Here is a 26,399-nt window from a genome sequence, read left to right on the forward strand (position 1 = left end):
AGACAGACAAAGTGCTGAGAGCAAGTAAATCCTGTTTAAAACAAAAAATGTTTCTCGCTTAAGTAACAACAAATAGAAAAGATAAAATACTGTAAGCGAAATGCTCGACCAGAAAAAGTAAAATTGAAGAGCCATTTTTAATCTTTAATTTGATCTATCATTTTAAGCAATTGTTCTGCATCTTTCATATCAATTTTCTTTTCTCGAACAAAAAAAGAGAACATATCTTGCACCGAATTTGAAAAATAACTACCAAGAAACTTATCTGCTTCATGGCGCATATATTCTTCTTTAGTAATTAATGGATAGTACCTATGGGTTTTGCCGAAGGCTTCATAACCTAATACCCCCTTATTCTCCAAAATTCTAATAATGGTAGAAACTGTACTATAAGCGGGTTTTGGATCGGGTAGCTCCTGAATAATTTCCTTTACAAATGCTTTTTCTAATTTCCAAAGTACCTGCATCAATTGGCTTTCTACTTTGGTTAAGTCTTTAATGTCCATAGCTAAAAAAGTATGTACAAATATAAACTAATAAATTAGCTATAGCAACTAAACATCCATACAATTTGATGATGCAAAAATTTTTCCCATTTAGATCTCAATTTGGGATAATTTTAGCTAAAAGTTATCCTAACAGCAGAACTGATAAAAAAAATAAAGATTTTGTAAAAAATTCTGCAACATTCCATTTCGAATGGTGACTTTAAAGTAACGAACCTAAAACTATCGATACAATACAGGTAAATGATTACACAAGAAAGCCTTATAGTCATGTGCAAAAATGGAGACCCCAATGCGTATACGGAGCTCTATAATAAATACGCCAAATATGTCTATAATGCAATTTGCAGATATGTAGAACACACTGCCGAAGCGGAAGATATATTGCAAGAAACCTTTGTAGATGCTTATCGAAATATCAACAGCTTAAACAACCCAAATAATTTTGGAGGCTGGGTAAAAAGAATAGCGATCAATAAAGCGATCAATTGGCTGCAAAGAAGGCGATTTAAAATGATCGAGTTGGAACCAGAAAAAGAAAGCATAGCAGAAGAACCAATTGATGAGGATGATTTTGAATACACCATGAGCAAAGTGAATAAAGCCATTGAGGCCCTCCCATTGATCTATAAAACGGTTTTTCAACTTTATGCCATTGAAAATATACCCCAGCTAGAAATTGCGCAATTGTTGGGCATGACACACACAGGAGTAAGAACACAATATTTCAGAGCAAAAAACAAGCTCTTGGAAACCTTAAAGGAGATACAATATGAAAGGTAAATTAGAAGAGTTTATTGATAGTGAAAGCGAAGCATTTGATCACCGTACACCAAACCCTTTGGTACTGGAGCGGATCAAACTGCAAATGCAGGGGCAAGAACCTAAAAAACCAAAGAAAGTTGTTGTCATTTCTTTCAGAGCCCTACAATGGAGTGCAGCAGCATGTTTTGTATTGGTATTGGGTACAGTGTTTTGGAAAATGAATGCAAACAACAAACCTGAGGAGACCAAAATAGTTGCAAAAACAGCTAACAAAGCTCCTCAACAGGTAACAACTACTAGTGGCGCAACATTGCCATCAAATGAAGTTGCACAACAACCATTAACTAAAGAGCATCGTTTTGAGGACGTAGATCAAGACATTGCTAACCGAAAAGTACGCATAAAGGAAGTATTTGAAAAGACCAATGCTCCTGCTACTAAACAGGTCTTGTTTGATAAGCTGCATAATCAGGAATCGCCAGCTACCCGTATTCATATACTATCGGGTGTTTACCAAATGAAAAACATGAGCAAGGATGTAGTAGATGTACTCGTTCAAACGATGAACAACGATCCAAATACCAACGTAAGGTTGGCGGCATTAGATGGTCTTGCTAAATTTTACCGAGAAAGCTATGTTAAAAAGCAATTGGTCAATTCTTTAAAGAAACAACAAGATCCGATGGTACAGATTGCATTGATTGGCTTGTTAACCCGAATGAAGGAATCGGCCATTCTCTCAGAACTGGAGCAGATGGTAAAAGACCAAGATACCATGGATGCGGTTAAAGAAAGAGCTTATACCAGTATGTTCGAGTTGAAAAAAACTTAAATCATCAAAAGCTAGCCTAGTCTATTTCCAAATATTAATCAGAAATCAAAATAATTATTTAACCAAACAATTTATTAAACACAAAAATGAAAAAGAGAATTATTATCCTATTAATTTGCCTAGGTGCCCTAGGTGGTGCTTCTGCACAAGAGTTTAAAGTAGCGAAAGCAACTGGTAAACTGGTCATCAAACTATCATCAGTTAGTGTTGAGGGCTACGATGGAAATGAAGTGATCTTCAGCAGTCAAAACAAAAGAATTACTGATGAACGGGCAGCAGGCTTATCAGTACTTAGCGGTACAGGTATTACCGACAATACCGGAATTGGCATCAATGTAACAGACAAAGGAACAACGATAGAAGTGAATGAGGTTGCGCCTAATTTGGGCAAGATCAAAATATTGGTTCCAAAAGGTATGAGCATATCATATAACTGGCAAAATATGATCAATGCGAGCAAAATTGTTTTCAAAAACATCCAAAAAGAGATCGACATCTCTGCACGTAACAATACAATAGAACTAGAAGATGTAAGCGGACCAATCAGCATTAATAGCATCTATGGATCGGTTATTGCCAAATTTAAAGATAAAATTACCGGTCCAATCACCCTTGTGTCTATGTATGGAAATGTTGATGTATCTGTACCACTTGATACCAAAGCGAGCCTCAAACTTAAAAGCTCTTATGGTTATGTTTTTGCCGCTTCAGAGATGAAGATTGATTTGAAAAAGCGTGTAGAAGATGGTATGGTTGAATACAATAGCAGCAATATTGCCGGCAATTTAAACGGTGGCGGTATCGAATTTAACCTCACCTCCGAATATGGAAAAGTATACCTAAGAAAAGGAAATTAATTGAACATCGACCATTAATTTGAATAACATGAAAACCAAACAGATCATTATTCTTTTAGTATTGCTTTCACCACTGGTTACCTTTGCACAAACAGTAATCAATCGCTCTTACCCAGTTAAAGCCGGGCAGAAATTATCTTTAAAATTTGATCATCCACTAGTAAGGATCAGCACCTGGGATAAAAATGAAGTAGCTATTACAGCAAAAGTGACTATAAATGGTGGTGAACATGATAGTGCTTTTACTTTACAAGACCAATCTACGGCAGAAACCTTAGAAATAAGCGATCTGATTAAGGACCAAGACAAATTGCCACGTCGGTATACCATATGGCAAGATGGAAAGAAAACCACTTTTAAAACCATCGAAGATCTTAAAGCCTATAAAGACCAAACTGGTATCAAATCTTATTCGGAAGGAACAGATATTGATGTTAAACTGGAAATAAAAGTGCCGGCTCACATTGTTACAAATATCAAATCGACCTATGGGATGGTTGAGCTGGTTGATTTCAATGCACCAGTTAATGTAGATGCTAAATATGGTGGCATTGATGCCAGCCTTAGCAAAGCACAAATAGGGCAAATAAAAGTAACCACCAATTATGGCAGAATCTACTCCAACCTTGATCTGGTACTAACCGACAAAAAACAGGAGAATTTTCTAACTTCCATTACAGCCGAGCCTGGTAAAGGACCAGCTTACGTTTTCGAATCGACCTACGGCAAGATTTACTTAAGGAAACAATAAGCTTTTACAGATACCGAGAGGAAGATGAAGCCTACCCGGATAATCAAACCAAACAAACCAACAATGAAAAATAAGCTGAAAATTTTAGCAGCCCTTATTTTATGGGCTAGCACAACTGTGACCATTGCCCAAACCAATTATGCAGATGAAAGGACCAAAAGATTGGATTCAATGTATAGCGCCTTGCATGCGGCTGATGCTTTTAATGGCAACGTGCTGATTGCCGAAAAGGGCAAAGTTATTTTTGAGAAAAGTTACGGGCTGGCCAACGAAAAAACAGGCGCAAAATTAAATGCAAATACCACTTTTGAGCTGGCTTCTGTTTCCAAACAGTTTACTGCAATGGGCATTGTTCTACTAAAAAAACAAGGAAAACTATCTTATGAGGATGATATCACTAAATATATTCCAGAATTGGCCGATTACAAGGGAATAACCATTCAAAACCTGTTAGTGCATACTGGGGGCCTGCCCGATTACATGAATATGGCCATTGCCAATTGGGATAAGGATAAGATTGCTACCAATAACGATATCCTCAACTTATTTCTAACCTTGAAACCAAAAAAGGCTTTTGAAACCAATGAAAAGTGGCAATACAGCAACACAGGATACCTGATCTTAGGCAGTATTATTGAAAGGGCAAGTGGCCAATCTTTTGGCGAATTCCTGAAACAATACATCTTTAAACCATTGGATATGAAGAACAGCTTGGTTTACCGGAGCAGGTACCAGCCGCAAAAAATCGAAAATTATGCCTTGGCGTATGGCTACTCTGACAGTTTAAAAAGAAAAATTACAGTGGATGAAATGGGAAGAAATATGTACGTTTTCTTAGATGGAATTGTTGGAGATGGGATGGTAAATACTACGGCAAAAGACCTCCTCAAATGGGACAGGGCTTTATACACCAATAAACTAGTGAATGAAGAAGATAAAAAAATGATCTTCTCTTCTTACCCTACCAATGACACTAAAGGCACCAACTATGGTTTTGGCTGGTTTATCAACAACAGCAAAGATTTTGGCAAAATGGTTTATCATTCGGGCAGTTGGGCAGGTTATATTACCTATATTGAAAGGGACTTAGATAATGACAAAACGATCATTATCCTGCAGAACAACATGTTGAAGAACACTGAACTTCCCTCTAAAAACACCCGAAGAATACTCTATGGAATACCCTTAGACAAGAAATAACATTCTTTCAATTACACCTAGTTTGCAGTAAATCGTCCTGAAATAAGTTGACGAATTCATTATCAGTCCCGGTTGCAACAGTAGCCGGGATTTTTTTTGATAGCAGTTTTAGTTCAAAATTGACCACCCCTACTGCATAAAAACTTTGATACTCACCCAACAGATCAAAAATAATGCTCAAAATGAGTTCAATATTATAGAATCAAACTTCTACTTTATAAACCAAAGCCTTTAAAAGAAGCATACCCCAGACATTTGCCCTCATTATTTAACAATCAAAATTTAAAAAAATGAGAAAAGTATTTCTATGTATCGGACTTAGTCTTTTGTTTCTGAATGTAAATGCTCAAGTAGATGAAACTAACAATGATTGGTTGGCGATTAAAAAAACGTTAAACCTTTACATTGATGGGCAGGCCACGGGCGACTCGGCCATGGTAGCGCAAGCCTTTCACGACTCTTGGCAACTGAAAGGTTTTAGCGATGGCGAATTTAGGATCATACCCAAATCAAAGTACTTGGTAGGTTATAAAAAACGTGATAGCAAACCCAACAATTGGTCGGCCCGTACCGTATTTATCGACATTTCAAACAATGCGGCTGTGGCAAAAGTTGAAATCAGTACGGCAAAATTATTGTTTACCGACTACTTCAATCTCCTGAAAACGAATCAGGGTTGGCTGATTGTAGATAAAATTTCAAGCCGTATTCCACATAAAACGGTCGAAGTACCAGTAGCCAAATCAAAGGAATAATTCATTGTCTTCTTCTTACCTCATCATTCTAATGATATGAATAAAATAATCATTTTATTACTTGTTTTAATTGGCTTACACCCAATAAGTAGCTCTGCACAACAAAAAATCCTATTTGTTACCTCAAATCAGAGCTTTTATGGAAATACAAAAATAAGTACATCGAACCACTTTGAAGAAATTGTGGTTCCCTATCACCTATTTACAAAAGCTGGCTACGTGGTCGATTTCATCAGCCCAAAGGGAGGAGCAATTCCTATTGGCTACATTAACGCGTCAGACAGTCTTCAAAAAAAGTATTTGTACGATGGTTGGTTTATGGACAAATTGGAACATACCCACAAACCAAGTGAAATTAATCCTGCCAACTATTCAACCATTTTTTATAGTGGTGGTGGTGCGGCCATGTATGGTGTGGCAGAGGATGTAACCATCCAAAAAATTGCCAGAGAAATTTACAACAAAAATGGGGTAGTTTCAGCCATATGTCATGGCACAGCCGGATTGGCTTTTTTAAAAGATGAAAATGGCAATTCTTTATATAAAAGCAGAAAACTGACAGGTTATCCAGACAAATTTGAGAATAAAGAGATGGAATATTACAAAACATTTCCATTTGCAATAGATAAGGCAATTCAAAACAATGATGGAAACTTTGTGCATTCAGACAAGGGCGGAGATAGCTTTTATATTGTTGATGGCCGCTTTGTAACTGGACAAGACCCTTCTTCTGCCTCCAAAATGACCAATGCAATTATTACCATTTTAAATACCAATGCTAAGGGTACGAATAAGGCACCTGTAAAAACTGAATTAGATGAAGTTACAGCGGTATTGCTTGATTACATTGAAGGTACAGCAAATGGACAACCCGAAAGACTGCGCAAGGCCTTTCATCCTAATTTCAATCTGTACACGGTTGCAAAAGATACCTTATGGACTCGTTCTGGTGAACAATACATTGCTAACATCAAAGTTGGCGAAAAGTCCAACAGAATTGGGCGGATCATTTCCATTGATATTGAAAAAGACGCAGCAATTGCGAAAGCAGAAATTGTAGTTCCCAATTCTCGAATTTTCACAGACTACTTTCTACTCCTTAAATACAAAGGCACTTGGAAAATTGTACACAAAAGTTATAGTTGGCGAGAATTATCAAAAGACAGCCGTTAGCATTGCTCTTTCCTTAGTATTAGCCAATTTATATTTCAATTTAGTTTTTAGTAGATCAACTGGGCTGGCGAGCCCAGTTTTTCGTTGTTGATTTATCCATGCATTAATAAGATCAAGTTTAATTATATTTAGAAAATAGATTATCGGCCAATGGGTATAACTAAACCAATATTAACTTTCGTTTTTCTATCTCTTATGCTCCGCATTACTTTTTTGCAAAATATAGCTACTGTATCCTACTATTTTTGAATAGTTTGATAAATATCATATCAAGTTTTTTACCTTAGAGGAGTACTATATAAAATGGTATGTGACATTCAGCTACGTTGAGCATTACTTTCTTAATGGAAAAAAATTATACTTACATACGCAAAATATTACCTGAAAAATTTGAAGACCAGTTTGTGGCCTTCCTAGATGTGATGGGTTTTAGCAATCTTGTCTCTCAAAATAACCTAGAGCAACTTGATCGTTACTTTTATTATGTGAATGAAATTCTAAGAAAGCTCAAGGAAACTAATTCCAAGATCGATTTCATTTCAATTAGCGACTCTATAATCATAGTAGCCCCCACAGGAATAAATGGATTAAAACAAATCATAAGAACGATTAAGGAAATCCAAATCACGCTGCTAAAGAAAAGAATTCTACTTAGAGGTGCGCTTTCTTTCGGCCCTGTATTTTTTGATAACCAGAACAATATACTTGTTGGAAAAGGATATATAAAAGCTTATAAGCTCGAAAGCCAAGCAATTTATCCCAGAGTAATTATCGATCCCTATATCATTTCATTAAATAATCAAGACAGAACTGATTTTATCAAAACCTATAATAACGATGACGCTTTAATTTACAAAAACAGTTCTTCCTCACTTATCAAAGATGATGCTGTATTTATAAACTATGCTGAAATCTTATATGAAGACAATAAAATTCATAAAACAGTTTCATCTGTTTATGAAATGATAAAAAGTAATTTATATGCTGATCAAAGTATTTTTGAAAAATACATCTGGATCAAAAATTACTACTTAGAAAGTCTTCAAAAGACAAATACCACTTCATTGCATCCAAGTACCAAAAGGGCAATTGAAGATTGGATTGTAAAATTTGATAGATTGTAAGCATATACCAATCACAGCTTATCCTTCATTTTATAATTTATTTTATCAAAAATACCTCATTAACAGGGTACATCTACCTTGTAAAAGATAGAAAGCAAATCGGTTTTCCCATTGTAATCAGGCCTGAAATAGCTTTGATAAACATCTAGATGTACATTTTATTTTTGAGTGGGCTTTGGTTGTTAGTCAATAAATCATTTGCAATCTGTACCATCCCATTATTATTGCCTCCACCCCAAACTGCCCTTCCAAAAATATAACTCGTTGTATATTCTTTCCATGTGCTACAATATTTTTTCAATTCCTTGTGCGATTTTGCTAAATATGCTATTAATTCCTTTTCGGAAATATAACCTAATTCGTAGCAGCAGCGTGCTAAAAACACAGCTCTTCCATAATTCCAACCGCTATCTTTTGTCTTTTTTATTTGAAGATAATCTGTGATGATTTTCTCCTCAATCAATTCAGGGACAATATTCCTTAATTTTCTGAATAGGTTTAAATAATCATCAAAAACGCCGTCTTCATTTGATAGATTTGATCTTAAAATATCAGCGTAGTTTTCCGAATTTTCAAATGCTTTAAATACAATGTCAAGATTTTCATCTTGATTTCTGTCGTGCAAACTTTGGAGAACTTCTATTGCCTGATTTTGGTCTGATATTTCCCAATATGTTTCAACTAACTTTGTAATATTTGATTTGTTTAAACCTGTTTCATAAGAATTCAGGTATGCCGACTGTTGTTCGGCATACATTGAACCTACAAGCAAATGATCTAACAAATAACCATCTACAGCATTCTTATCATTTAATCGTATGCTTCTAAATGAATTTAAAAATTTTGAAAAAAATGTCATGTTATATTAAGACATTTTTAGGTTAGGAAATTTATCCTGCAAAATTTTCACAAATTTTTCGCCAACTACCTGATATTTTGCTCTTGTTTCTAATTGCTTTTTTAGGTTAAGCAGATCTTCAGGATCAACCATATAATTAAGTCTATCGTGAATTTCAAGAGCTAACGAACTTCCGTCAATATCAAAAGTGATAACATGTGTTTTTGGTAAATATTCTTCTGATGATTTTGAATAAACACCCAATTGCGATTTCAGAAGGCCCCCATATTGAAGCGTAGCTTTTTCGATTCTAAAATTATCAAATACAATGTGTTCATCTAATTTGCCAACTGTATCAGTGCTAAAAAAATGCAAATCGCTTCCACTTAAAATCCAGAAACAATCTGTTTCAATTCGTTTAAGTTTTATACCAATTGCGGATAATGCTATATTTTTTATGCCATCAGTTACAAGCTCTTGTATTTTATGAGTTGTTGACTGGGGAACAGATGCCGAAGTAAAAGCGTCAATTGGTTTACCTTTCATCCATGCTGTTAGTTTTGAAAAATCCTGAGCTAAAAGTTCTCGTTTATATTGGTCATATTTAGTTCTTTCAGAATCTAAATCAATTTCTGATTTTGCTGTTTTGTGTTTTTTATTCATGATCATCATGAAAACTACACCTACAATTATCAATACAACTGGAATTAAAAATAATGGGTTCATTCTTTTTCGGTTTAAGTGTTTAAATATTTATTGGATTTACTTTTTTAGTGTTGTCTTTAGAAAAAATTCCGTAGAGGATTAGTCCGATGATCAATAGCACTATAAGCTTTCCTCCATATTTTGTGTAAAGCCCAAGTTGCAGAAGACTTTCTTTATTCAATTTATTCTCATTCACAATCTGATCAAGCTGTGCATTGGTTAATTCGAAATATTCATCACTTTCTTTTTTTGCCAAAACCAATTTTGGGTCTTGTGTTATCCAAACTGGAATAACCCAGGCAATATTATATTCTTGATGCATTCTTGCTAAATCCAGGTATTCCTTGGAGCCTATACTTACCGCATACTTTTCTGTGTTTGGGAGATCGGCTACAATCTCTATTTTGTCAATCTTGCCAAACGGAATTTTTGGCTTTGCTGATACAGCATTTGCTGCCAACATTGAAACAAAAGACAATAGGAGATTTTTTTTTACCATTTTTCTGTGTTTGATTTTCGCTCGTGTAAGCTCCTGGAAAACAATTTTCGAATTTTGATTTGCCCAACTCACTTAAAAATCTGCGACAAACATAAGAAGGAAGTCGGCCCTCTACGACCGAATAAAAATACTCGTACGCATTTGTTTCAAAAAACAAGTACGAATAGTTACAAAGAGAAGTACGAATAATCACAAAACATTGTTTTACAGTTGTTTGCTGTAAATGGTAGGCGTGCTGCCGCTGTGCTTTTTAAAAGCTGTGTTAAAAGAAGATTTTGAATTAAAACCTACTTCATATAGAATTTTCAGGAGCGTTACCTTGCTTTTTGTAGCACCTTTTAAAATATCCATTGCACTTTCAATACGATAGGCATTTACAAAATCATAAAAATGCTGTCTTAACTGATGATTGATTAGGAGAGATCAGTCTCGACTTTCCCTTACTTACTTGTCTAGTACCTTTTCCATCTCGATCAGGCTAATAGCTGGCACTTTGGGATCACCGAACCTACCCTCGATCTGCTCAAAGGCAATAGCTCCTCCAGTTGCAACATAGCCATGGCGCTTGTACCAGTCAATTAGCTCAATGCGGGTACTGATCACAGAAATGATAATCTTGCCACATTGATTTTCAAGGGCAAACCTTTCTGCTGCACTTAATAGGGATTTTCCGATACCAAGCCCTTGGGAAACAGGTGACACGGCAAACATTCCTAGGTAAAGGCCATGCGGTTTTACTTCCAAACATACCGTACCCAGAATCCTACCATCCGAATCCGTACATTTAAGGATCGTTGCTTCTGATCTAGTCAACAGGGCCTCAAGCGTATGTTCATCTATCCGGATGCCATCAAGGATTTCAGCCTCTGTTGTCCAGCCTTTTTTCGATTCCTCACCGCGATAGGCAGAATTCACCAGTTTGTTCAGTTCCTTTACGTCTTCAGGGGTAGCGCGGTTTATTGTCATAACATTAAGTAAAGCGCAAAAATAAGCAATCTATCCACTCAATAGCAATTTCACAATTAAGATAAATTTTTACTTCATAGATTCCACAGGTATGACTTCTATTTAAAGCTATTCAACATGAACTGGGTCATTGGCAATATTTGCTATATTGTGCTAATTATTTGAATTAAGCCAATGACATTAAATTAATGAAGATGAAATCTCTTATAGCTGCCTTTATTGCGCTGCTGATCTGTACAGGTGCATTTGCACAAAAAATCGAAAAGGGCGTCTCCAAGGAGCTTGCTACCTTTCGCAGCGAGTTGATCAGCAACATTCAATACCGATTGGATTTTAATATCCCAGTAAACAAGGAGCAGGACATCGAGTCATTGCTCGAGCTTGAATTCGATCTCAGCAAGCTACCCCAGGTCTTACAATTAGATTTTAAAGAGGATAAAAGCAAGCTCAAAAGCTTATGGGTAAACGGGCAGCAAACACCCATTATTTTTGAAAATGAGCATATCTTGTTATTTGGCAAAAACCTTAAAAAGACAGCAAATCGTATTAAGATTGCTTTTATTGCAGGAAACGGATCGCTCAACAGAAATAAAGAATACCTGTATGCACTTTTTGTACCCGCAAATGCCCGGACAGCTTTCCCTTGCTTCGACCAGCCAGATCTAAAGGCCCGTTTTGAGTTGAGCCTTACCGTTCCCAAAGGCTGGAAGGTACTTGCAAATGGTAAATTAAAGGATTCCCTTACACAAAACAGCACTGTCAGGTACCAGTTTACCAATTCAGATAAGATCTCTACTTACTTGTTCTCCTTCTGTAGCGGAAAATTTGATCAGGCAAAAAGAATGGGCAAGCAACCTATGGAGCTGCTTTATCGTGAAAACGATCCACAAAAAATAAGCCTAAGCGTAGATTCCATCTTCAAATTACATACTGATGCCCTTGACTTTTTGACCAGTTGGACAGCCATCCCCTATCCTTTCCAAAAAATCGGATTTGCAGCGATCCCAGATTTCCAATTTGGGGGAATGGAACATCCCGGGGTGGTGTTATACAAGTCTTCTTCGCTATTTCTGGATGATGGCGCAATTAAAGATCAATACATTTCAAGGGCCAATCTGATTTCTCATGAAACTGCGCACATGTGGTTTGGAGACCTTGTAACCATGAAATGGTTCAATGATGTATGGATGAAGGAAGTCTTTGCAAATTTTATGGCAGATAAAGTTGCTGAAAAAATGATGGGCGAACAGGCCTTTAACCTCAAATTTCTTCAGGACCATTTTCCAGCTGCTTATGGGGTAGACCGAACCCTTGGTGCCAATCCAATCAGGCAGAAGCTCAACAACCTGCAAGATGCCGGCTCTATGTACGGTAATATCATCTACCATAAAGCTCCAATTATGATGCGCCAATTAGAGGCCCTTATGGGACCGGTAGACTTTCAAAAAGGAATACGGGAATACCTGGCTAAATATGCCAATAAAAATGCAGACTGGCCAGAGTTGATCACCATTTTAGCTAGGCATACGACAGCCGATCTTTATGCATGGAACAAGGTTTGGGTTAATCTTCCAGGCAGGCCCATCTTCAGTTATGATGTAAAGTATCAAGGCAATCGCATAAGCAATTTTAGCATTAGCCAGCGTCCAGAGCAGGGCGAACCTAGGCTCTGGCCCCAAGTATTTACCCTGAACCTGGTTTATCCCGGTCGCACCACCACGGTAACGGTAAACATGAAAGACGCAAAGCTTGATCTACCAAGCTTAAATGGTACAGAAAAGCCACTCTATTACTTTTTTAATGCCAATGGAATGGGATATGGACTTTTCCCGGTAGATAACGCAATGCTCCAGGCCGTTAACCTGCTAGCTGAACCGGTAGAGCGGGCATCTGTATATATCAACCTTTATGAAAACACCCTTGCAGGCAAGTATCTGAAACCTCTCGAGGCCATAGATTTCTACGTTAAAATGCTAGGGCTTGAAAAGAACGAACTAAACTTGAAGCTCCTTACCGGCTATCTGTCAAACCTTTATTGGAATTTTATTAAAGAGCAAGACAGGAATGCAATTCATCAGGAACTAGAAAAATCGATATGGAATATGATGGGCCAGCAACAAGCAAATGGTAAAAAAATCTTATTCAATGCCTATCAGAACCTTTACTTAAGCAACCAGGCATCAGAGCGCATGGTAGCAATATGGGAAAAGAAAACGCCACCTGAGGGGATAAAGCTTACTGAAGATGATTATATATCCCTAGCTGTTTCCATCGCATTAAGGGCAAACAGTCCAACAACTATTATAGCCCAACAAATTGAAAGAACGCTAAATAACGACCGTAAGGAGCGACTTGCCTTCCTGGCACCATCATTAGCTACTGACCCGGCCGAAAGAGCAGCCTTTTTTTATAGCCTACGGGAGAAAGCGAACCGTAAAAAAGAGGCTTGGGTAACCGCTGGTCTCTCCTACTTACACCATCCATTACGCCAGCGCCAATCGCAGGCCTACCTTGAAGAAAGTCTGCTATTGCTAGAGCAGATTAAGCAGACTGGTGATATCTTCTTTCCGCAAAGCTGGCTTGCTGCTGTTTTTGGCTCCTATCAGTCTGAATACGCCTATCAGGTTGTCCAAAATTTCTTAAAGACGCATCCAAACTATAATCCCATGTTAAAAGACAAGATCTTGCAGGCAACAGACAACCTTCGCAGGGCTCAAAAGTTAAACTAGGAGACAAAAAGATGCAGACAAAAAGAGAAAGGGTTTAATGAAATTGCAGAAACCTTACAAAAGCATGGTGTCAAGGGTTATTCATAGCTTTCATTTGGCTCAAAAGACCCTTGTTTTTGTCAAGAGCGACCCTCACCATTTTTGACCACATCACTTAAATTTGTAGAATGAGAAACGTATCATTTACCATCAACATTAGCCTTAACGGTTACTGCGACCATACCCTAGGGGAACCCAGCGAAGAGCTGATGGAGTACTTCACCGAATTGATGGATGATGTAGACCTGCTCTTTTATGGCCGCATCATGTACCAGCTCATGTTCCCCTACTGGGCCGATGTGGCAAGGGACCGTTCCGGTTCTGCTGCCGAGATCAGTTTTGCTGATCGGCTTGTTTCCACCAATAAGGTGGTGGTATCACGAACTCTAGAAAAAGTAGACGACAATACAACGATCATTCGTAGTGAACCAGCAACCGAACTACGGAAACTTAAGCAGCAGCCTGGTAAAACAATTTCGATGGACACAGTCAGCATGTTGCCCCAGCTAATGGCCGCTGGGCTAATTGATGAATTTCATATCATAGTGCATCCGGTTATAGCGGGTAGCGGCAGGCACCTACTTAATGACGGCAGCCTTCAAGAGCACTTTAAGCTAGATCTGGTAGGAACACGAACCTTTAAAAATGGTTGCGTAGCCCATCATTACCGCAAAAAGGCTTAAGCATAATTAGTTGAAAAGGTAGAAAGGCAGAACAAATGGTGACTTTCTTAAACCTATTCTTGGTGGCTAAACAAAAAGTGCGTCTCGTCAGAGTGCGCCCCTAAAGTAAAAACAAAGCCTTTATGTATGCCTTCCCTAAGAACAGAAAGCAAGAACTAATGGTTTTGCAGCGCAAAAAAACTTAAATAATTGACTATAAGTGATTTTATTTATTTTTCCTTACTCTATTTTGTGCGTTTATTTTCCTTTCCAAGTAAGGAGATTTTCTCGGTGCTGTTTCTATTAACCCTGTTGTACTAATTTTATTAAACCGTGTTAAGCGAAATCAAATCCCCACAGAAGCTATAACAACCAATTCCAGAATGCCCAGAACCAAAGTTCAAGCTATGTTATCAAACGATTAGATAGTTTGTCATAATTAATCTCCGCAAAACTAGTTCAGTGCAAAGGCGGTATCTATTTGTCCCAAAATATGGTCCGATTTTAACCAAAAGAACCTTTTTAAAGGAGAGGAATAAACAATATCTTTGAAGGATGTATGCTAGAAATTATTTAGAAATGCTCAAAAAACTGTCTCTACTTCTAGCTGTGATAACCGCTTTTGCATGGCTAAATCCGGTTGCAGCTCAAAATACTCCCTATACCATCATAGCCAACCCCGGAGAAAATGCTTCAAGCGAAATCCGGTTCAACTGGCATACAAACATTGGTAGCGGGGATTCTTACATTATATATACCAGGAGATCAGATAAAAACTGGAAGAACGCGATCAGTGCTCGAGCCGATCAAGAATTATGTACCGTCTTCGATAGCATTTATTCAAAAAAACCAAATGGTGAAAATTTCTATGAAGATGTCCGCTTTATACGTAATACCATTGCCCTGCAAGGACTAAAAGAGGATACGGAGTATCAATATAAGCTCTCTTCAGAACAAAAACCTACTAGCAGTCCCCATTCTAACCAAAACAGCGAAATTCATTATTTCAAAACAGCTCCAAAATCCTCAAAATGGAACATGGGCATTATTTCCGATATGCACGTTTACGCTCCCCTACCAAACAGGCAAAAGGCTGCTATGGAAATGGTACGGCAACTGGAAAAACAAAATAAAAAACCTTTTAATATGATGCTCCATGTTGGAGATATGGCCGCTTGGGGAGGTAGTTATTCGTTTTGGCCTACATTGTACGCAGATTCCACTTTCAGTAAATACGTTTGGGCGGGAGTCAATGGAAACCACGATAATATGACCCGGCTAAATGCACAAAGCAATAAATTTTTTCACAGCGTGAACAACAATCCGCTCAATGGTTATCAGGGAGAAATTGGAGTATCCTATCATTTTATTTATGGCGATGCATTATTCGTTATGCTTAACAATGAGGCCATGAAAAGCGATGAAGAGCTAGCAAAGGCGCAGGACTGGACAAGGGAAGTAATCAAAAACAATCCGGCCAAATACGTTATAGTCTTAGAGCATTACCAATGGTTCATGGGAGACGATGGCAAGAGTTCACAATATAACAGGTGGAAGGAGTTATTTGACCAGTGCGGTGTTGACCTCGCCATCAGCGGGAATAACCATATCTACGTGCGAACTAATGCCATATATGCTGACAAGGAAACAGACGGTTCAAAAGGAACAGTTTATATACAAACACCTTCCTCGGATAACGAGAGAGGTCGTCCCCTTGAAGAGCAACTCTACAACAAAGATTTAATCAAGTTCCGCTGGTCTGAAGGGAGTAAAACCGTCGGAGCGTTAATTATGAAAGCTGAGAAAAAGCGCTTAACGCTGACACTTTACGATCGAAATGGCAATGCGATCGATCAGGTATCGGTAAAATCAAAATCGAAAAAATTAAGGTAAAGCAGTCGGACAGCTTTAGTAGTAGCCATAAAGTCTGTAGATAAAAGAAGCTATATGATAACACGAAAATAAAACTGTTTTCTGTCGTTTTTCGAACGAAAAATAAAACTTCGGAAATACTCTGAAAAATTATCAGGTAAATGAAGTTAAAAGAAGTAATAAGAAAGCAGAAACCTAGTTCAATCGATCATATGATAATATATGCAATTAATTGATAATCAACTACTTACCTATACAAAACTTACTAAAAATATTCTCCAGTAAATCATCCGTTGTAACCGTACCAGTAATCTCACCAAGGTAATGTAAAGCCTGTTTAATATCCATCGCTAAAAAATCGGAGGTAATGGGGTTATCGATATTGTTGAGCACATTGTGTAAGGCATTTTCCGTGTTTTTAAGCGCTTCTACATGGCGAATATTGCTCAACAAGGTTTCACTGGTATTGATGTGGTGCAGGTTCACTTTTTCCAATAAACTGGTTTTGAGTTCATCAACCCCGATGTTCTCTTTGGCAGAAAGGAAAAGTACTTCTTGTTGCTCAAAAGCTTGGCGTTGTTCAGGTGTAAACAGATCGGCCTTGTTCACTAAGGCCAGATAAGGAATATCTATTTTGCGCAGGTCTACCAGTTGTTCTTGCAACTCATCGGGCGTTTGCAAGGCATCGACCATATAAATAATCAATTTGGCCTGTTTCATTCGCTCTAAGGTACGCTCTACCCCCTTGGCTTCAATAATATCTGCGGTATCACGGATCCCGGCAGTATCGATAAAACGGAAAATGATGCCGCTAATGTTCAATTCGTCTTCAATAGTATCGCGAGTGGTCCCTGCAATATCAGATACGATAGCCCTTTCTTCGTTTAACAAGGCATTTAACAAGGTCGATTTACCTACATTTGGTTTACCCGCAATTACAATGGGCACACCATTTTTAAGTACATTTCCCATTTCGAAAGAAGAAATCAAGCGATGCAATACCGTATTGATGCGGACGATTAATGCCCTTAATTGGTCGCGATTGGCAAACTCTACATCTTCTTCCGCAAAATCAAGTTCTAGCTCTATCATGGAGGCAAAATGGATCAATTGCTCACGAAGGTCTTTCAGCTCGGTAGAGAAACCACCGCGCATCTGCTGCAAAGCTACATCATGAGAGGCTTTACTATCTGAGGCAATGAGATCGGCCACAGCTTCTGCCTGACTCAGGTCGAATGCACCATTTAAAAAGGCTCTTAAGGTAAATTCGCCCGGTTTGGCTGCCCTTGCCCCCTTTTTAATCAGCAAGTTTAAAATCTGCTGGATAATGTAGTTAGAACCATGGCAAGAGATCTCTACCACATTCTCTTTGGTATAAGATTTTGGGGCAATGTACAAACCTACCACCACCTCGTCTATCATCATGTCTTCATCCTTGATCAGTCCAAAATGTAAGGTATGGGTAGCTTGCTTTGTCAAGTCCTTACCTGCAAAAACCTGATTGGTCAGTTGAATAGCATCTGGACCTGATAGACGAATTACGCCAATGGCACCGCTACCTGGAGGAGTAGACAAAGCAATGATGGTATCTGTTGTATACATATTGAGTGCAAAGATACAGGATTAAGGGCAAAGATTTTGTAGGTTCATTCGCACAATGGTTTATTGGTCAATTGTCGATTGTTCATGGTTCATGGTTCATCGTTTATAGTTCATAGCTCAAATACCAAAGGTTAAAGCATACAAACTGTTAACTGACAACTGATCTTTGTACTTTAATCTTTATACTTAGTACTCTAACCTTTATACTTCGTACTTGAATCTTAGTACTCAAAACAATTTACCTACATTAGTGTTTAAAGCTGGAACAAACTAGAAACCTATGAAAGAACTACCCTTAAGTGTAAAACGATCTATCGAATTATTGGGCCTTGTATTATTGATTGCCATTTTGGTGGTGGGCCGAGATATCATCATGCCGATTGTGATGGCATTTTTCATCAGCATTATGCTCTTGCCCATTTACCGATTTTTAAGAAAATATAAAGTACCCGAATCTATTTCTATTATCCTGCCCATTTTATTTGTAGTGATTTTTATTGCAGGTATCGTCTGGTTCTTTTCGGCACAGATCGGTATTTTGGTAAGTGATTTCCCACAAATTAAACAGAACGTAACCAAACACCTCCAATCTCTACAAGAATGGATATTTAATCTAACTGGGGTTGAAACCACTAAACAAACCGAATTTATAGAAAACAAAAGCAATGATATGCTGAGCATGGCAGGCAAAGCTGCTGGTGGTGCCGCTGTAACGTTGAGTGGTGTTTTTGTATTTGTGGGCCTCTTGCCAATTTACATCTACCTGATCTTATTTTACAAAGATATTCTACTCCGTTTTACTTTTATGTGGTTCAAAACTAACGATCACCCTAAAGTAAAAGAAGCTGTTTACGAAACCGAATCGATTATTAAAAGTTACTTAATTGGCTTATTGATTCAGGTAAGTTACATGACCATTCTATTGGGCGGTATTTTGATGTTGGTTGGCATTAAACATGCTTTGTTAATTGGGGTAATCTTTGCCATTTTAAACTTGATTCCTTATGTTGGGGCATTGATTGGCAACTTGATTGGAGTATTGTTAACCTTAACTTCTTCTACCGAATTATGGCCTGTAGTAACTGTTTTAGGGGTAATTGCAGTGGTACAATTTTTAGACAACAATATCTTGATGCCTCGTATTGTAGGCTCGAAGGTTAAAATAAATGCTTTATTCTCCATTTTAGGTGTGCTGATTGGAGGTACTATAGCAGGGGTCTCCGGCATGTTCCTATCCTTACCAATTATTGCGGTACTAAAAATCATTTTCGATCGTACAGATTCGTATCAACAATGGGGTGTTTTATTGGGCGATGAAAGACCATCAAAAAGTCCAATGTCTTTTCCCGGTTTTGGCAAAAAGACCAAAGTAAGCACCAAAAGTGCGGATTGATTAAAATAGGTTGAAACATGAAGGCATTAAGATAATCTTTCTATTACCACTTGAGAAACACGCAGACTTAGATGTAACTAAGGTGTCTTAGATGATTAAACCTATGTGAACTATGTAGCTATGTGGTCATGTTTCTAATTATTCACCACCTTAGTAACCTAAGAAATACTTAGCCTTAGATGCAACTCAGGTGCCTTAGATGGTAAACCCTATGTGGTCATGATTATGATTTTTCACCACCTCAATAACCTAAGAAATAATTAGACTAAGATGCATTATATAATTAAACCCTATATGAGCTATGTGCCTATGTGGTCGCATTTTTAATTGTTCACCACCTAAGAAACCTAAGGGATGCTAAGACTTAGATGTGCAACTCAGGTGTCTTAGATGGTTAAAATCTATGTGAACTATGTACCTATGTGGTTGTATTTTTTATATAGTAAAACTACTACTTCAGCAACACATCATAAGCGAACCTCAAAATAGTTCCAAAAATAACGATCAGAAAGAAGATTCGGATAAACTTATTGCCCTTAAGCAAGGCAAGCTTGGCCCCAAAAAAGGAACCGATCACATTAAAAATAGCCATAGGAATTGCATATTGAAACAATACATGACCCGTAGAACTAAAATAGATGATAGCCGCCAGGTTGGTAGCAATATTGACGATCTTGGCATGTGCACTTGCCCCAATAAAATCGAAACCCAAAACTGCTATAAATACCAAAATTAGAAAAGAACCAGTCCCAGGGCCAATCAACCCATCGTAAAAACCAATCACCAAACCAAAGATGGCGGCCAACAGCACCTGCTTTTTAACAGAGTGTTCTTTATGTTGATGGATACCAAACTGTTTATTAAAATAAGTATAAATTGCTACCAAGACCAATACCACCAAAATAATAGGCTTAATCACCGCATTATTGATCATACTTACCGAATATGCACCTAGTAACGAAGCAAAAAATGCTGCAATCACACAGGCAATCAACACCCTGTAATTGAACTTTACTTGTTTAGAATATTTAAAAGCCGCTACGCAGGTGCCCGCCAAAGATGGAAGTTTAACCGTGCCGAAAAGTGTAGCTACCGGATAATGTGGCAAGATCAGCAACGTAGCAGGCGTTTGCAATAGACCTCCGCCACCTACAATGGCATCTATAAAACCTGCAGCAAAGGCTGCCAAACAAAGTAAAATGAGTTCTTGGAGCATGGAATTGATAGAGAAAAGTTATTGTTTGATTACAAGATTATCCATTTGCCATTCACCTTTTAAGCATTGTTGAAAACCTATCTCACTTCCAATCAGTAATGGTTCTATAGGTACCTTGTAAACGAGTTGACCATCCATTTTTACCATCAGCATGCCATCTTGCTGTATAATTTGATATTTATTAAAAGTACCACTTTTGATATTAAACTTTGAAAGAGTTTCATCTCTTAATTGATATGACCACTTCCCATACGTCCAACCTTTATGCAAGTCGAATTTATTTACTCTAATTGCCGTAGCTCCAAAATCGATTTGGTAGATGGTTGTTCTTCTTACACCATCGGCCTCATGTATCTTACCCCATTGAATATCAAAAACACGAAAATCAGCTTCTGAGCTGAGGTAATTTGCATCAAACTCAATCGAGAAATTTTTGGTGACATCAAAATCGTATATGGTTTTTTTATACCATAAACAGCCATTGATCACTTTGTTTTCAGTTGCTTTTTTGATAGATAAAATGCCATTCTCTTGTTTAACCTCAAACTCCTTGTTATTCACAAGCTTCCAGTCATTGTCATACCCTTCAAAATCATCTTTAAAAATGACTTTTTCTTGCGCATTAGCTATCAAACAGCACAAGCAAGCAAATAAAAGAACCAGAGCTATATTTTTCATATCAAAAGATTGTTTAAACCGGCCATAAGATAGCCACAATTTATCAATTATCGTATTACAAAGCCATTCCTTGTCAGTCTGAGCCTGTCGAAGACAATGAACCAATGACTTTGTCAGTCTGAGCTTAGTTTATACTGAGTTGAACGAAGTATCGAAGACAATGAACCAATAACAACACTAGTGAACAAATGAACCAATGATACTAATGAACCAACCTACATCCTTTCAGGCACATTGATACCCAAAATAGCAGTTCCGGTTTTCAAAATATCTGCTGTTAACTTACAGATATTTAATCGGTGCTGTTTCAAGGCTACATTTTCTTCTTTTACAATAGGTGGTACCTCGTGGTAGAATTTGTTGAACAGTTTAGCCACCTCGTATAAATAGTTGGCTAAAAATGCTGGACTATAAGCCTTGGCAGCTGCCGCAATCTCTTCTGGATATTTGGACAACAACATGATCATTTCCAGTTCTGTAGGTAAAAGCCCAACCGAAAACTGATCTGCACCAACCGTTAACTGATAATTAGCTTTGTTTAATAAAGACTTGATCCTTGCATGGGTATACTGAATAAATGGCCCTGTATGACCTTGAAAATCGATCGACTCTGCTGGATCAAACAATAAACGTTTTTTAGGTTCTACCTTTAACAAGAAATATTTTAAAGCACCCAAACCAATATTGTAATACAGCTCTTCTTTTTCAGTTTCAGAGAAATCGTTGATTTTACCTAGGGCTTCCGTCTTTTGTTTAGCAGTTTCAATCATTTCAGCTACCAGATCATCAGCATCCACTACCGTACCTTCCCTGCTTTTCATTTTTCCGCTTGGTAGATCTACCATTCCGTACGACAAGTGGTGCAAACCATTTGCCCAACTTTTACCTAGTTTCTCTAAGATCAAGAACAATACCTTAAAGTGGTAATCTTGTTCGTTACCAACCACATAAATAGATTGATCCATATGAAAATCATCATATTTCATTTGGGCAGTTCCCAAATCCTGGGTAATGTAAACCGAAGTACCATCGGCACGTAACACCAATTTTTGGTCTAGGCCTTCGGCAGTGAGATCAATCCACACAGAGCCATCTTCCTTTTTAAAGAAAACACCCTTTGCTAATCCTTCATCAACAATATCCTTACCCAATAGGTAGGTATTGCTTTCATAATAATATTGATCAAAGTCAACACCTAAGTTTTTATAACTTACGGCAAAACCATCGTAAACCCAGCCATTCATCATTTTCCAAAGGGCAATTACAGCCTCATCACCTGCTTCCCAGGCCAATAACATCTGTTGTGCTTCTTTAATCAAAGCTGCACCCTTTTTGGCTTCGTCTTCGGTTTTCCCCTCAGCCATTAAGGCTTCGATCTGTTTTTTATATTCTTTATCAAAAATTACATAGTATTTTCCAACCAGGTGATCGCCTTTTAGCCCTGAGCTTTCTGGGGTTTCTGCATTGCCCCATTTTTGCCAAGCCAACATCGATTTACAGATATGGATACCCCTATCGTTTACCAAGTTTACTTTGTATACCTCGTAACCATCGGCCTTTAACAGCTCCGAAACCGAATAACCCAATAAATTATTGCGAACATGGCCCAAGTGTAGAGGTTTGTTGGTATTTGGCGATGAATATTCTACCATTACCTTTTTGCCATTAGGTTTGATTTTGGCAAAATCAGCACTCAACAATTCGTTGTTAAATAGATTTAACCAATAACTATCGGCAATGCTCAAATTTAAAAAGCCTTTTACCACATTAAAAGCCGTAACTTCTGCTACATGATCTACCAAGTATTGGCCAATAGCACTTGCCGTTTCTTCTGGCGATTTCTTAGAAAACCGTACAATCGGGAAAACAACAATGGTGAGCTGCCCTTCAAATTCTTTGCGGGTTTCTTGTACATTGATTACGCTTTCGGCAACTTCTTCGTTGTAGATTTGTTTAATTGCGTTTAAAGTTTCGGTAATGATAAAATTCATGTTCCAAAAATAGCGATTAAACCCTAAAGCTGAAAGTACAAAGCAGAAAGAACGCTGCAGCAAGATGAAAACACAGAGAAATCATCATAAAAATGGAGCGAGGCTCAAAAAACCTTGCTCCATTTCATTAGTTTTATTCTTCTACCACACCTACACTACCCCAATACACCATTCCGTGGGTAGGTGTATTTAATGTAATATTGGCAATCTTATTTACAGCATCATAAGTGCTATACAAACACTCATAACTAATATCGTTATACGCATCGTACAGATAAAGTATTTTGGTAGTATCACTAGGGTCTGCCAATACCTGATAAGTACTAGCGGGTAAATGCATGTCTCCACTCCATTCAAAATAACCTAAATAATAGGTTTTTACTGGAGGGGTATCACTTTTTAAAACGGCAACTTCGGCGGTTGAATGTAATGGACTAGCTAAAAAAGCACAAGAAATAAATAGCAACAAAAATAGTTTTTTCATGTTTTTAAGTTTTAGGTTAAAGGTTAACTAAATATACCTTTTATTAAACTTAGCTCAACAAAGAATTTCATGTTCATCTCATTCATTGTGAGTAAAAAAACTCAAAACATTAAATAATTAATGGAGAACAGCACGATAACTATTCTCCCTTAATTTCTTATTAATAGACGACAGTTACATTGCCTATAAAGCTGTAACCATAACCTGGAATTTGCACAATTAAATTGGCCGTACCAGCAAACGGATCATAAGTACTACCTGTACAAGCGTAACTGGTAGTACCATCGTAGATATAGAGCACATCGGTATGTGATCCATCTAAATCAGACAATACCTGATAAGTACCTGCAGGCAGCCCTCCACCTCCACCCCACTCAAATACTCCACAATACCAGGTTAGAATCGGTGGTGGATCAAACTTAGCACTAACAGCATTGGCTTTAGAAAATTCTGGCGATACCAAGAACAAACTGGCGAACAGCAATAGACAACATAATTTTTTCATGTTTTTTAGTTTTAGGGTTAAAGATTAACTAAATATATCTTTTTTGAATTTTTCTATACAAGAAATTCAATGTTCATCTCATTCATTATTTTATTTGAAAAAGGTTAATAAAGTCCAAAGTGGCTAATAAAGAGTAGTTTACGAGGTAGGAAATCGTATCAGGTAACGATTTAGTAATGGTACTATTTGCATTAATTTTCTATTTTTTTCCTTGTAAATCATTACAAAAATACAAAAAATAGGTTAAGGGATGCTTATATTTTTATACTTATACAATGCCTACTTATTTTTCTATTTAGCAGTATAAAACTTAAATTATTAATAGGCAAATCAAAAAAACCTTTCCCCTGTTGCCCCCAAGTTGGGAAAGATTGTCATTTATTATACTAATGTTTGTTATTTAATTAGGGAAAACCGCCTAGAAGTACTGTTAATCCTTATAAAATTACAAGCTATGAAATACTTTCTGCAAAACATCCTTTTAGAGATACACAACAAGGAGAATAAGATTTCAGCACAAAGCAAAAGGTTGATTGATGAGGCTTATGAAATGACTTTGTATCTCCAAGACCTTTTATTTTCGGTCAAGAAATACATCATTGAAGAAGGATTTAAAAACGATGCGGAAGAGATACATTTCTTCCATACCATAAAGCCACAAATACTCGGTAAGCTCATTTTTTATAATAAAGTTTATAGAATAGAAACAACTTGCCCAGTAAGCAATGGAAAAATGTATTACAGTTACTTTTCCACACAGTTTGCAAACCTGAAACGGGAGTATATTGAGCATATTTGTAATTCCGATTTTTACAGGTATTACCGCTCGGGACGAACAGACCGTGATGATACTTATTTCAAACGTGGAAATATAAACTACCATGATGGGCTTAACAGTATTGTGTTTGAAATAGATCCGGCATTCTCGACTTTTTTCGATTACAAAATTGCAAGGATTATCGCTAATGAATTGCTCTATTCATACTTGCTTACAAAAATCAATCCTGATGAAGGTCCTGATATGATTTTGCAAAAGCAGGAAAGCTCCAAAGATATATTTTGGACAGACAGCAAAAATGCTCTCATTGAATTAGTGTATGCACTTCACGCTTCAGGTGTAATTTCTCACGGTAAAATCGGTATCCGAAAAATAAGCCTTATGTTTCAGATACTTTTCCATATCCCACTTGGTGACCTGCATCATTCTTTCCACCGAATGAAAACAAGAGCTGGCTCCCGGACTGCATTTTTAGACCAGCTCAAAATATCCCTCGAAGAATATATGGATAAAGACCTTTAGCCATATCAACACAATTAATTCAAAGCAGTACCTAAAACGTGCTGCTTTTTCTTTACCCATATCTGCCAATTGGCAAATGTTGGCAAAACTCGATGACAAAATATCCCCACTGCCCCAAAATCCTTATTAAACAAGGGTTTTCCCTAATTGTAAAATTTTCAAAAAAGTGCCAAACCAATTGGCAAGCATTGGCAGACAAACACTGCCACCTTTCACAATTTTGCATAGTGAATATTAAAAAACTGTGCAATGAAAATAATAACCATTGAAGAAGAAGCCTGGCAACAGCTTAACAGCCGTATCAATGCCATTGCCGATTATCTGAAAAGACAGAAAGATAAAAGCTATGATGACCTATGGCTCAATAACCACGAGGTATGCCAGTACCTGCATATCAGCGAGAAAACCCTCTGGCGTATGCGTACCAAAGGGGAGATAGCTTATTCAAAAATCTATGGTCAATACTTCTACACCATTGGAGCTATTAAGGATATGCTCAATGCTAACGCCATACAGAGCAGTGATGAATTTGTAGGGGAACTTATGGCAAAGGGCAAAAGCTATATCGAAAAAGGCAGAAAGCTAAAGACAGATAAAAAGTAGGTATGAACCCTTAAAAGTATATCCCTATGAATATAGATAGAATTGAATTTTTGGCATGGATGGAACGCTTAATGGGTCGCCTTGATATGCTGGGGGACAATATAGATGAGTTACAGAAGAAACGAAACAGTATAGATGGTGAGGAATTGTTGGATAACCAGGATTTGCTCCAAATGCTAAAAATCAGCAACCGCTCCCTGCAACGGTATCGTTCAATCGGCAAACTGCCCTATTATACCATCAGCGGAAAATTGTATTACAAGCTGTCTGATGTGCATCAGTTTATAAGGGAGAGTTTTAATCCTCCCATAACTAAACTGAATGCCAATAAGTGACAAACGCTGCCTTTGAGTG

27 protein-coding genes are annotated in these 26,399 nt (G+C 37.4%); 15 read left to right on the top strand and 12 right to left on the bottom strand.

Going from position 1 to position 26,399, the window contains the following annotated elements; all coding sequences use genetic code 11:
• Nucleotides 1–137 precede the first annotated feature (137 nt).
• A complete protein-coding gene (locus tag AQF98_RS13985; protein ID WP_055132594.1) occupies nucleotides 138–506 on the bottom strand; it encodes a BlaI/MecI/CopY family transcriptional regulator in 369 nt (122 codons plus the stop codon).
• Between the two features lie 243 nt (nucleotides 507–749).
• Here AQF98_RS13985 and AQF98_RS13990 point away from each other — a divergent pair, with 243 nt between their 5' ends.
• The 8 genes from AQF98_RS13990 (at nucleotide 750) to AQF98_RS14025 (ending at nucleotide 7,963) form a co-directional block, all read left to right on the top strand.
• Nucleotides 750–1,289, top strand: a complete 540-nt coding sequence (locus AQF98_RS13990) for an RNA polymerase sigma factor (protein ID WP_082435075.1) — start codon at nucleotides 750–752, stop codon at nucleotides 1,287–1,289.
• Nucleotides 1,279–2,103, top strand: a complete 825-nt coding sequence (locus tag AQF98_RS13995) for a HEAT repeat domain-containing protein (protein ID WP_055132596.1) — start codon at nucleotides 1,279–1,281, stop codon at nucleotides 2,101–2,103. Before AQF98_RS13990 ends, AQF98_RS13995 begins: the two co-directional genes overlap by 11 nt.
• Nucleotides 2,104–2,189: 86 nt before the next feature.
• Nucleotides 2,190–2,960, top strand: coding sequence for a DUF4097 family beta strand repeat-containing protein (locus AQF98_RS14000; RefSeq protein WP_055132597.1), 771 nt, complete (start codon nucleotides 2,190–2,192; stop codon nucleotides 2,958–2,960).
• Nucleotides 2,961–2,988: 28 nt separating this feature from the next.
• Complete coding sequence (locus AQF98_RS14005; RefSeq protein WP_055132598.1) at nucleotides 2,989–3,711, top strand: hypothetical protein; 723 nt, start codon at nucleotides 2,989–2,991, stop codon at nucleotides 3,709–3,711.
• Nucleotides 3,712–3,774: 63 nt separating this feature from the next.
• Entirely contained in the window at nucleotides 3,775–4,911 is a 1,137-nt protein-coding gene (locus tag AQF98_RS14010) for a serine hydrolase (RefSeq protein WP_082435080.1), read from the top strand.
• A gap of 290 nt (nucleotides 4,912–5,201) precedes the next feature.
• Nucleotides 5,202–5,666 carry a nuclear transport factor 2 family protein gene (locus AQF98_RS14015; RefSeq protein ID WP_055132600.1) on the top strand — a complete coding sequence of 155 codons (465 nt, stop codon included), beginning with the start codon at nucleotides 5,202–5,204 and terminating at the stop codon, nucleotides 5,664–5,666.
• Between the two features lie 36 nt (nucleotides 5,667–5,702).
• Nucleotides 5,703–6,839 carry a nuclear transport factor 2 family protein gene (locus AQF98_RS21935; protein ID WP_082435077.1) on the top strand — a complete coding sequence of 379 codons (1,137 nt, stop codon included), beginning with the start codon at nucleotides 5,703–5,705 and terminating at the stop codon, nucleotides 6,837–6,839.
• A 344-nt stretch (nucleotides 6,840–7,183) separates the two neighbouring features.
• Nucleotides 7,184–7,963 carry a hypothetical protein gene (locus AQF98_RS14025; RefSeq protein WP_055132601.1) on the top strand — a complete coding sequence of 260 codons (780 nt, stop codon included), beginning with the start codon at nucleotides 7,184–7,186 and terminating at the stop codon, nucleotides 7,961–7,963.
• A gap of 145 nt (nucleotides 7,964–8,108) precedes the next feature.
• Here AQF98_RS14025 and AQF98_RS14030 read toward each other — a convergent pair whose 3' ends face one another.
• From AQF98_RS14030 to AQF98_RS14045, 5 genes are all read right to left on the bottom strand, one after another.
• A complete protein-coding gene (locus tag AQF98_RS14030) occupies nucleotides 8,109–8,822 on the bottom strand; it encodes a DUF1266 domain-containing protein (RefSeq protein ID WP_055132602.1) in 714 nt (237 codons plus the stop codon).
• Nucleotides 8,823–8,828: 6 nt separating this feature from the next.
• Nucleotides 8,829–9,527, bottom strand: a complete 699-nt coding sequence (locus AQF98_RS14035; protein ID WP_055132603.1) for a hypothetical protein — start codon at nucleotides 9,525–9,527, stop codon at nucleotides 8,829–8,831.
• 19 nt (nucleotides 9,528–9,546) lie between these two features.
• On the bottom strand, nucleotides 9,547–10,005 hold the full coding sequence (locus AQF98_RS14040) for a hypothetical protein (protein ID WP_152969722.1): 459 nt from the start codon (nucleotides 10,003–10,005) through the stop codon (nucleotides 9,547–9,549).
• Nucleotides 10,006–10,209: 204 nt separating this feature from the next.
• Nucleotides 10,210–10,419 carry a helix-turn-helix domain-containing protein gene (locus tag AQF98_RS22440; RefSeq protein WP_200911889.1) on the bottom strand — a complete coding sequence of 70 codons (210 nt, stop codon included), beginning with the start codon at nucleotides 10,417–10,419 and terminating at the stop codon, nucleotides 10,210–10,212.
• A gap of 30 nt (nucleotides 10,420–10,449) precedes the next feature.
• Entirely contained in the window at nucleotides 10,450–10,971 is a 522-nt protein-coding gene (locus AQF98_RS14045) for a GNAT family N-acetyltransferase (RefSeq protein WP_055132605.1), read from the bottom strand.
• Nucleotides 10,972–11,165: 194 nt separating this feature from the next.
• Between AQF98_RS14045 and AQF98_RS14050 the strand changes: the two genes are divergently transcribed.
• From AQF98_RS14050 to AQF98_RS14060, 3 genes are all read left to right on the top strand, one after another.
• Entirely contained in the window at nucleotides 11,166–13,700 is a 2,535-nt protein-coding gene (locus tag AQF98_RS14050) for a M1 family aminopeptidase (protein ID WP_055132636.1), read from the top strand.
• Between the two features lie 167 nt (nucleotides 13,701–13,867).
• Entirely contained in the window at nucleotides 13,868–14,422 is a 555-nt protein-coding gene (locus tag AQF98_RS14055) for a dihydrofolate reductase family protein (RefSeq protein ID WP_055132606.1), read from the top strand.
• Between the two features lie 534 nt (nucleotides 14,423–14,956).
• Nucleotides 14,957–16,294 (top strand): metallophosphoesterase family protein, encoded by a 1,338-nt coding sequence (locus tag AQF98_RS14060; RefSeq protein ID WP_055132607.1) that lies wholly within the window; start codon nucleotides 14,957–14,959, stop codon nucleotides 16,292–16,294.
• Between the two features lie 222 nt (nucleotides 16,295–16,516).
• Here AQF98_RS14060 and mnmE read toward each other — a convergent pair whose 3' ends face one another.
• Nucleotides 16,517–17,875, bottom strand: a complete 1,359-nt coding sequence (gene mnmE / locus AQF98_RS14065) for a tRNA uridine-5-carboxymethylaminomethyl(34) synthesis GTPase MnmE (RefSeq protein WP_055132608.1) — start codon at nucleotides 17,873–17,875, stop codon at nucleotides 16,517–16,519.
• Nucleotides 17,876–18,155: 280 nt separating this feature from the next.
• Between mnmE and AQF98_RS14070 the strand changes: the two genes are divergently transcribed.
• On the top strand, nucleotides 18,156–19,268 hold the full coding sequence (locus AQF98_RS14070) for an AI-2E family transporter (RefSeq protein WP_055132609.1): 1,113 nt from the start codon (nucleotides 18,156–18,158) through the stop codon (nucleotides 19,266–19,268).
• Nucleotides 19,269–19,719: 451 nt separating this feature from the next.
• Here AQF98_RS14070 and AQF98_RS14075 read toward each other — a convergent pair whose 3' ends face one another.
• The 5 genes from AQF98_RS14075 to AQF98_RS14095 all read right to left on the bottom strand — a co-directional run bounded on the left by AQF98_RS14075 (nucleotide 19,720) and on the right by AQF98_RS14095 (nucleotide 24,142).
• Nucleotides 19,720–20,484 (bottom strand): TSUP family transporter, encoded by a 765-nt coding sequence (locus tag AQF98_RS14075; RefSeq protein WP_055132610.1) that lies wholly within the window; start codon nucleotides 20,482–20,484, stop codon nucleotides 19,720–19,722.
• 18 nt (nucleotides 20,485–20,502) lie between these two features.
• On the bottom strand, nucleotides 20,503–21,162 hold the full coding sequence (locus AQF98_RS14080; protein WP_055132611.1) for a hypothetical protein: 660 nt from the start codon (nucleotides 21,160–21,162) through the stop codon (nucleotides 20,503–20,505).
• Between the two features lie 215 nt (nucleotides 21,163–21,377).
• The gene (argS, locus tag AQF98_RS14085) at nucleotides 21,378–23,153 is read right to left on the bottom strand and encodes an arginine--tRNA ligase (protein WP_055132612.1); all 1,776 of its coding nucleotides are present in this window, start codon (nucleotides 23,151–23,153) and stop codon (nucleotides 21,378–21,380) included.
• A 133-nt stretch (nucleotides 23,154–23,286) separates the two neighbouring features.
• Entirely contained in the window at nucleotides 23,287–23,637 is a 351-nt protein-coding gene (locus AQF98_RS14090; RefSeq protein WP_055132613.1) for a hypothetical protein, read from the bottom strand.
• A 160-nt stretch (nucleotides 23,638–23,797) separates the two neighbouring features.
• A complete protein-coding gene (locus AQF98_RS14095; RefSeq protein WP_055132614.1) occupies nucleotides 23,798–24,142 on the bottom strand; it encodes a hypothetical protein in 345 nt (114 codons plus the stop codon).
• Nucleotides 24,143–24,596: 454 nt separating this feature from the next.
• Between AQF98_RS14095 and AQF98_RS14100 the strand changes: the two genes are divergently transcribed.
• The 3 genes from AQF98_RS14100 to AQF98_RS14110 all read left to right on the top strand — a co-directional run bounded on the left by AQF98_RS14100 (nucleotide 24,597) and on the right by AQF98_RS14110 (nucleotide 26,380).
• Nucleotides 24,597–25,442, top strand: coding sequence for an RteC domain-containing protein (locus AQF98_RS14100; protein WP_055132615.1), 846 nt, complete (start codon nucleotides 24,597–24,599; stop codon nucleotides 25,440–25,442).
• Between the two features lie 249 nt (nucleotides 25,443–25,691).
• Complete coding sequence (locus AQF98_RS14105) at nucleotides 25,692–26,045, top strand: helix-turn-helix domain-containing protein (RefSeq protein ID WP_055132616.1); 354 nt, start codon at nucleotides 25,692–25,694, stop codon at nucleotides 26,043–26,045.
• Between the two features lie 26 nt (nucleotides 26,046–26,071).
• Entirely contained in the window at nucleotides 26,072–26,380 is a 309-nt protein-coding gene (locus AQF98_RS14110) for a helix-turn-helix domain-containing protein (protein ID WP_055132617.1), read from the top strand.
• Nucleotides 26,381–26,399: the final 19 nt, after the last annotated feature.

It is taken from the genome of Pedobacter sp. Hv1 (genome assembly GCF_001412215.1).
GTDB lineage: Bacteria > Bacteroidota > Bacteroidia > Sphingobacteriales > Sphingobacteriaceae > Pedobacter.

Excerpts from the sequence above, each read along its gene's own strand:
- AQF98_RS13985 (WP_055132594.1), bottom strand. The coding sequence starts at position 506 with ATGGACATTAAAGACTTAACCAAAGTAGAAAGCCAATTGATGCAGGTA.
- AQF98_RS13990 (WP_082435075.1), top strand. The coding sequence starts at position 750 with ATGATTACACAAGAAAGCCTTATAGTCATGTGCAAAAATGGAGACCCC.
- AQF98_RS13995 (WP_055132596.1), top strand. The coding sequence starts at position 1,279 with ATGAAAGGTAAATTAGAAGAGTTTATTGATAGTGAAAGCGAAGCATTT.
- AQF98_RS14000 (WP_055132597.1), top strand. The coding sequence starts at position 2,190 with ATGAAAAAGAGAATTATTATCCTATTAATTTGCCTAGGTGCCCTAGGT.
- AQF98_RS14005 (WP_055132598.1), top strand. The coding sequence starts at position 2,989 with ATGAAAACCAAACAGATCATTATTCTTTTAGTATTGCTTTCACCACTG.
- AQF98_RS14010 (WP_082435080.1), top strand. The coding sequence starts at position 3,775 with ATGAAAAATAAGCTGAAAATTTTAGCAGCCCTTATTTTATGGGCTAGC.
- AQF98_RS14015 (WP_055132600.1), top strand. The coding sequence starts at position 5,202 with ATGAGAAAAGTATTTCTATGTATCGGACTTAGTCTTTTGTTTCTGAAT.
- AQF98_RS21935 (WP_082435077.1), top strand. The coding sequence starts at position 5,703 with ATGAATAAAATAATCATTTTATTACTTGTTTTAATTGGCTTACACCCA.
- AQF98_RS14025 (WP_055132601.1), top strand. The coding sequence starts at position 7,184 with ATGGAAAAAAATTATACTTACATACGCAAAATATTACCTGAAAAATTT.
- AQF98_RS14030 (WP_055132602.1), bottom strand. The coding sequence starts at position 8,822 with ATGACATTTTTTTCAAAATTTTTAAATTCATTTAGAAGCATACGATTA.
- AQF98_RS14035 (WP_055132603.1), bottom strand. The coding sequence starts at position 9,527 with ATGAACCCATTATTTTTAATTCCAGTTGTATTGATAATTGTAGGTGTA.
- AQF98_RS14040 (WP_152969722.1), bottom strand. The coding sequence starts at position 10,005 with ATGGTAAAAAAAAATCTCCTATTGTCTTTTGTTTCAATGTTGGCAGCA.
- AQF98_RS14045 (WP_055132605.1), bottom strand. The coding sequence starts at position 10,971 with ATGACAATAAACCGCGCTACCCCTGAAGACGTAAAGGAACTGAACAAA.
- AQF98_RS14050 (WP_055132636.1), top strand. The coding sequence starts at position 11,166 with ATGAAATCTCTTATAGCTGCCTTTATTGCGCTGCTGATCTGTACAGGT.
- AQF98_RS14055 (WP_055132606.1), top strand. The coding sequence starts at position 13,868 with ATGAGAAACGTATCATTTACCATCAACATTAGCCTTAACGGTTACTGC.
- AQF98_RS14060 (WP_055132607.1), top strand. The coding sequence starts at position 14,957 with ATGTATGCTAGAAATTATTTAGAAATGCTCAAAAAACTGTCTCTACTT.
- mnmE (WP_055132608.1), bottom strand. The coding sequence starts at position 17,875 with ATGTATACAACAGATACCATCATTGCTTTGTCTACTCCTCCAGGTAGC.
- AQF98_RS14070 (WP_055132609.1), top strand. The coding sequence starts at position 18,156 with ATGAAAGAACTACCCTTAAGTGTAAAACGATCTATCGAATTATTGGGC.
- AQF98_RS14075 (WP_055132610.1), bottom strand. The coding sequence starts at position 20,484 with ATGCTCCAAGAACTCATTTTACTTTGTTTGGCAGCCTTTGCTGCAGGT.
- AQF98_RS14080 (WP_055132611.1), bottom strand. The coding sequence starts at position 21,162 with ATGAAAAATATAGCTCTGGTTCTTTTATTTGCTTGCTTGTGCTGTTTG.
- argS (WP_055132612.1), bottom strand. The coding sequence starts at position 23,153 with ATGAATTTTATCATTACCGAAACTTTAAACGCAATTAAACAAATCTAC.
- AQF98_RS14090 (WP_055132613.1), bottom strand. The coding sequence starts at position 23,637 with ATGAAAAAACTATTTTTGTTGCTATTTATTTCTTGTGCTTTTTTAGCT.
- AQF98_RS14095 (WP_055132614.1), bottom strand. The coding sequence starts at position 24,142 with ATGAAAAAATTATGTTGTCTATTGCTGTTCGCCAGTTTGTTCTTGGTA.
- AQF98_RS14100 (WP_055132615.1), top strand. The coding sequence starts at position 24,597 with ATGAAATACTTTCTGCAAAACATCCTTTTAGAGATACACAACAAGGAG.
- AQF98_RS14105 (WP_055132616.1), top strand. The coding sequence starts at position 25,692 with ATGAAAATAATAACCATTGAAGAAGAAGCCTGGCAACAGCTTAACAGC.
- AQF98_RS14110 (WP_055132617.1), top strand. The coding sequence starts at position 26,072 with ATGAATATAGATAGAATTGAATTTTTGGCATGGATGGAACGCTTAATG.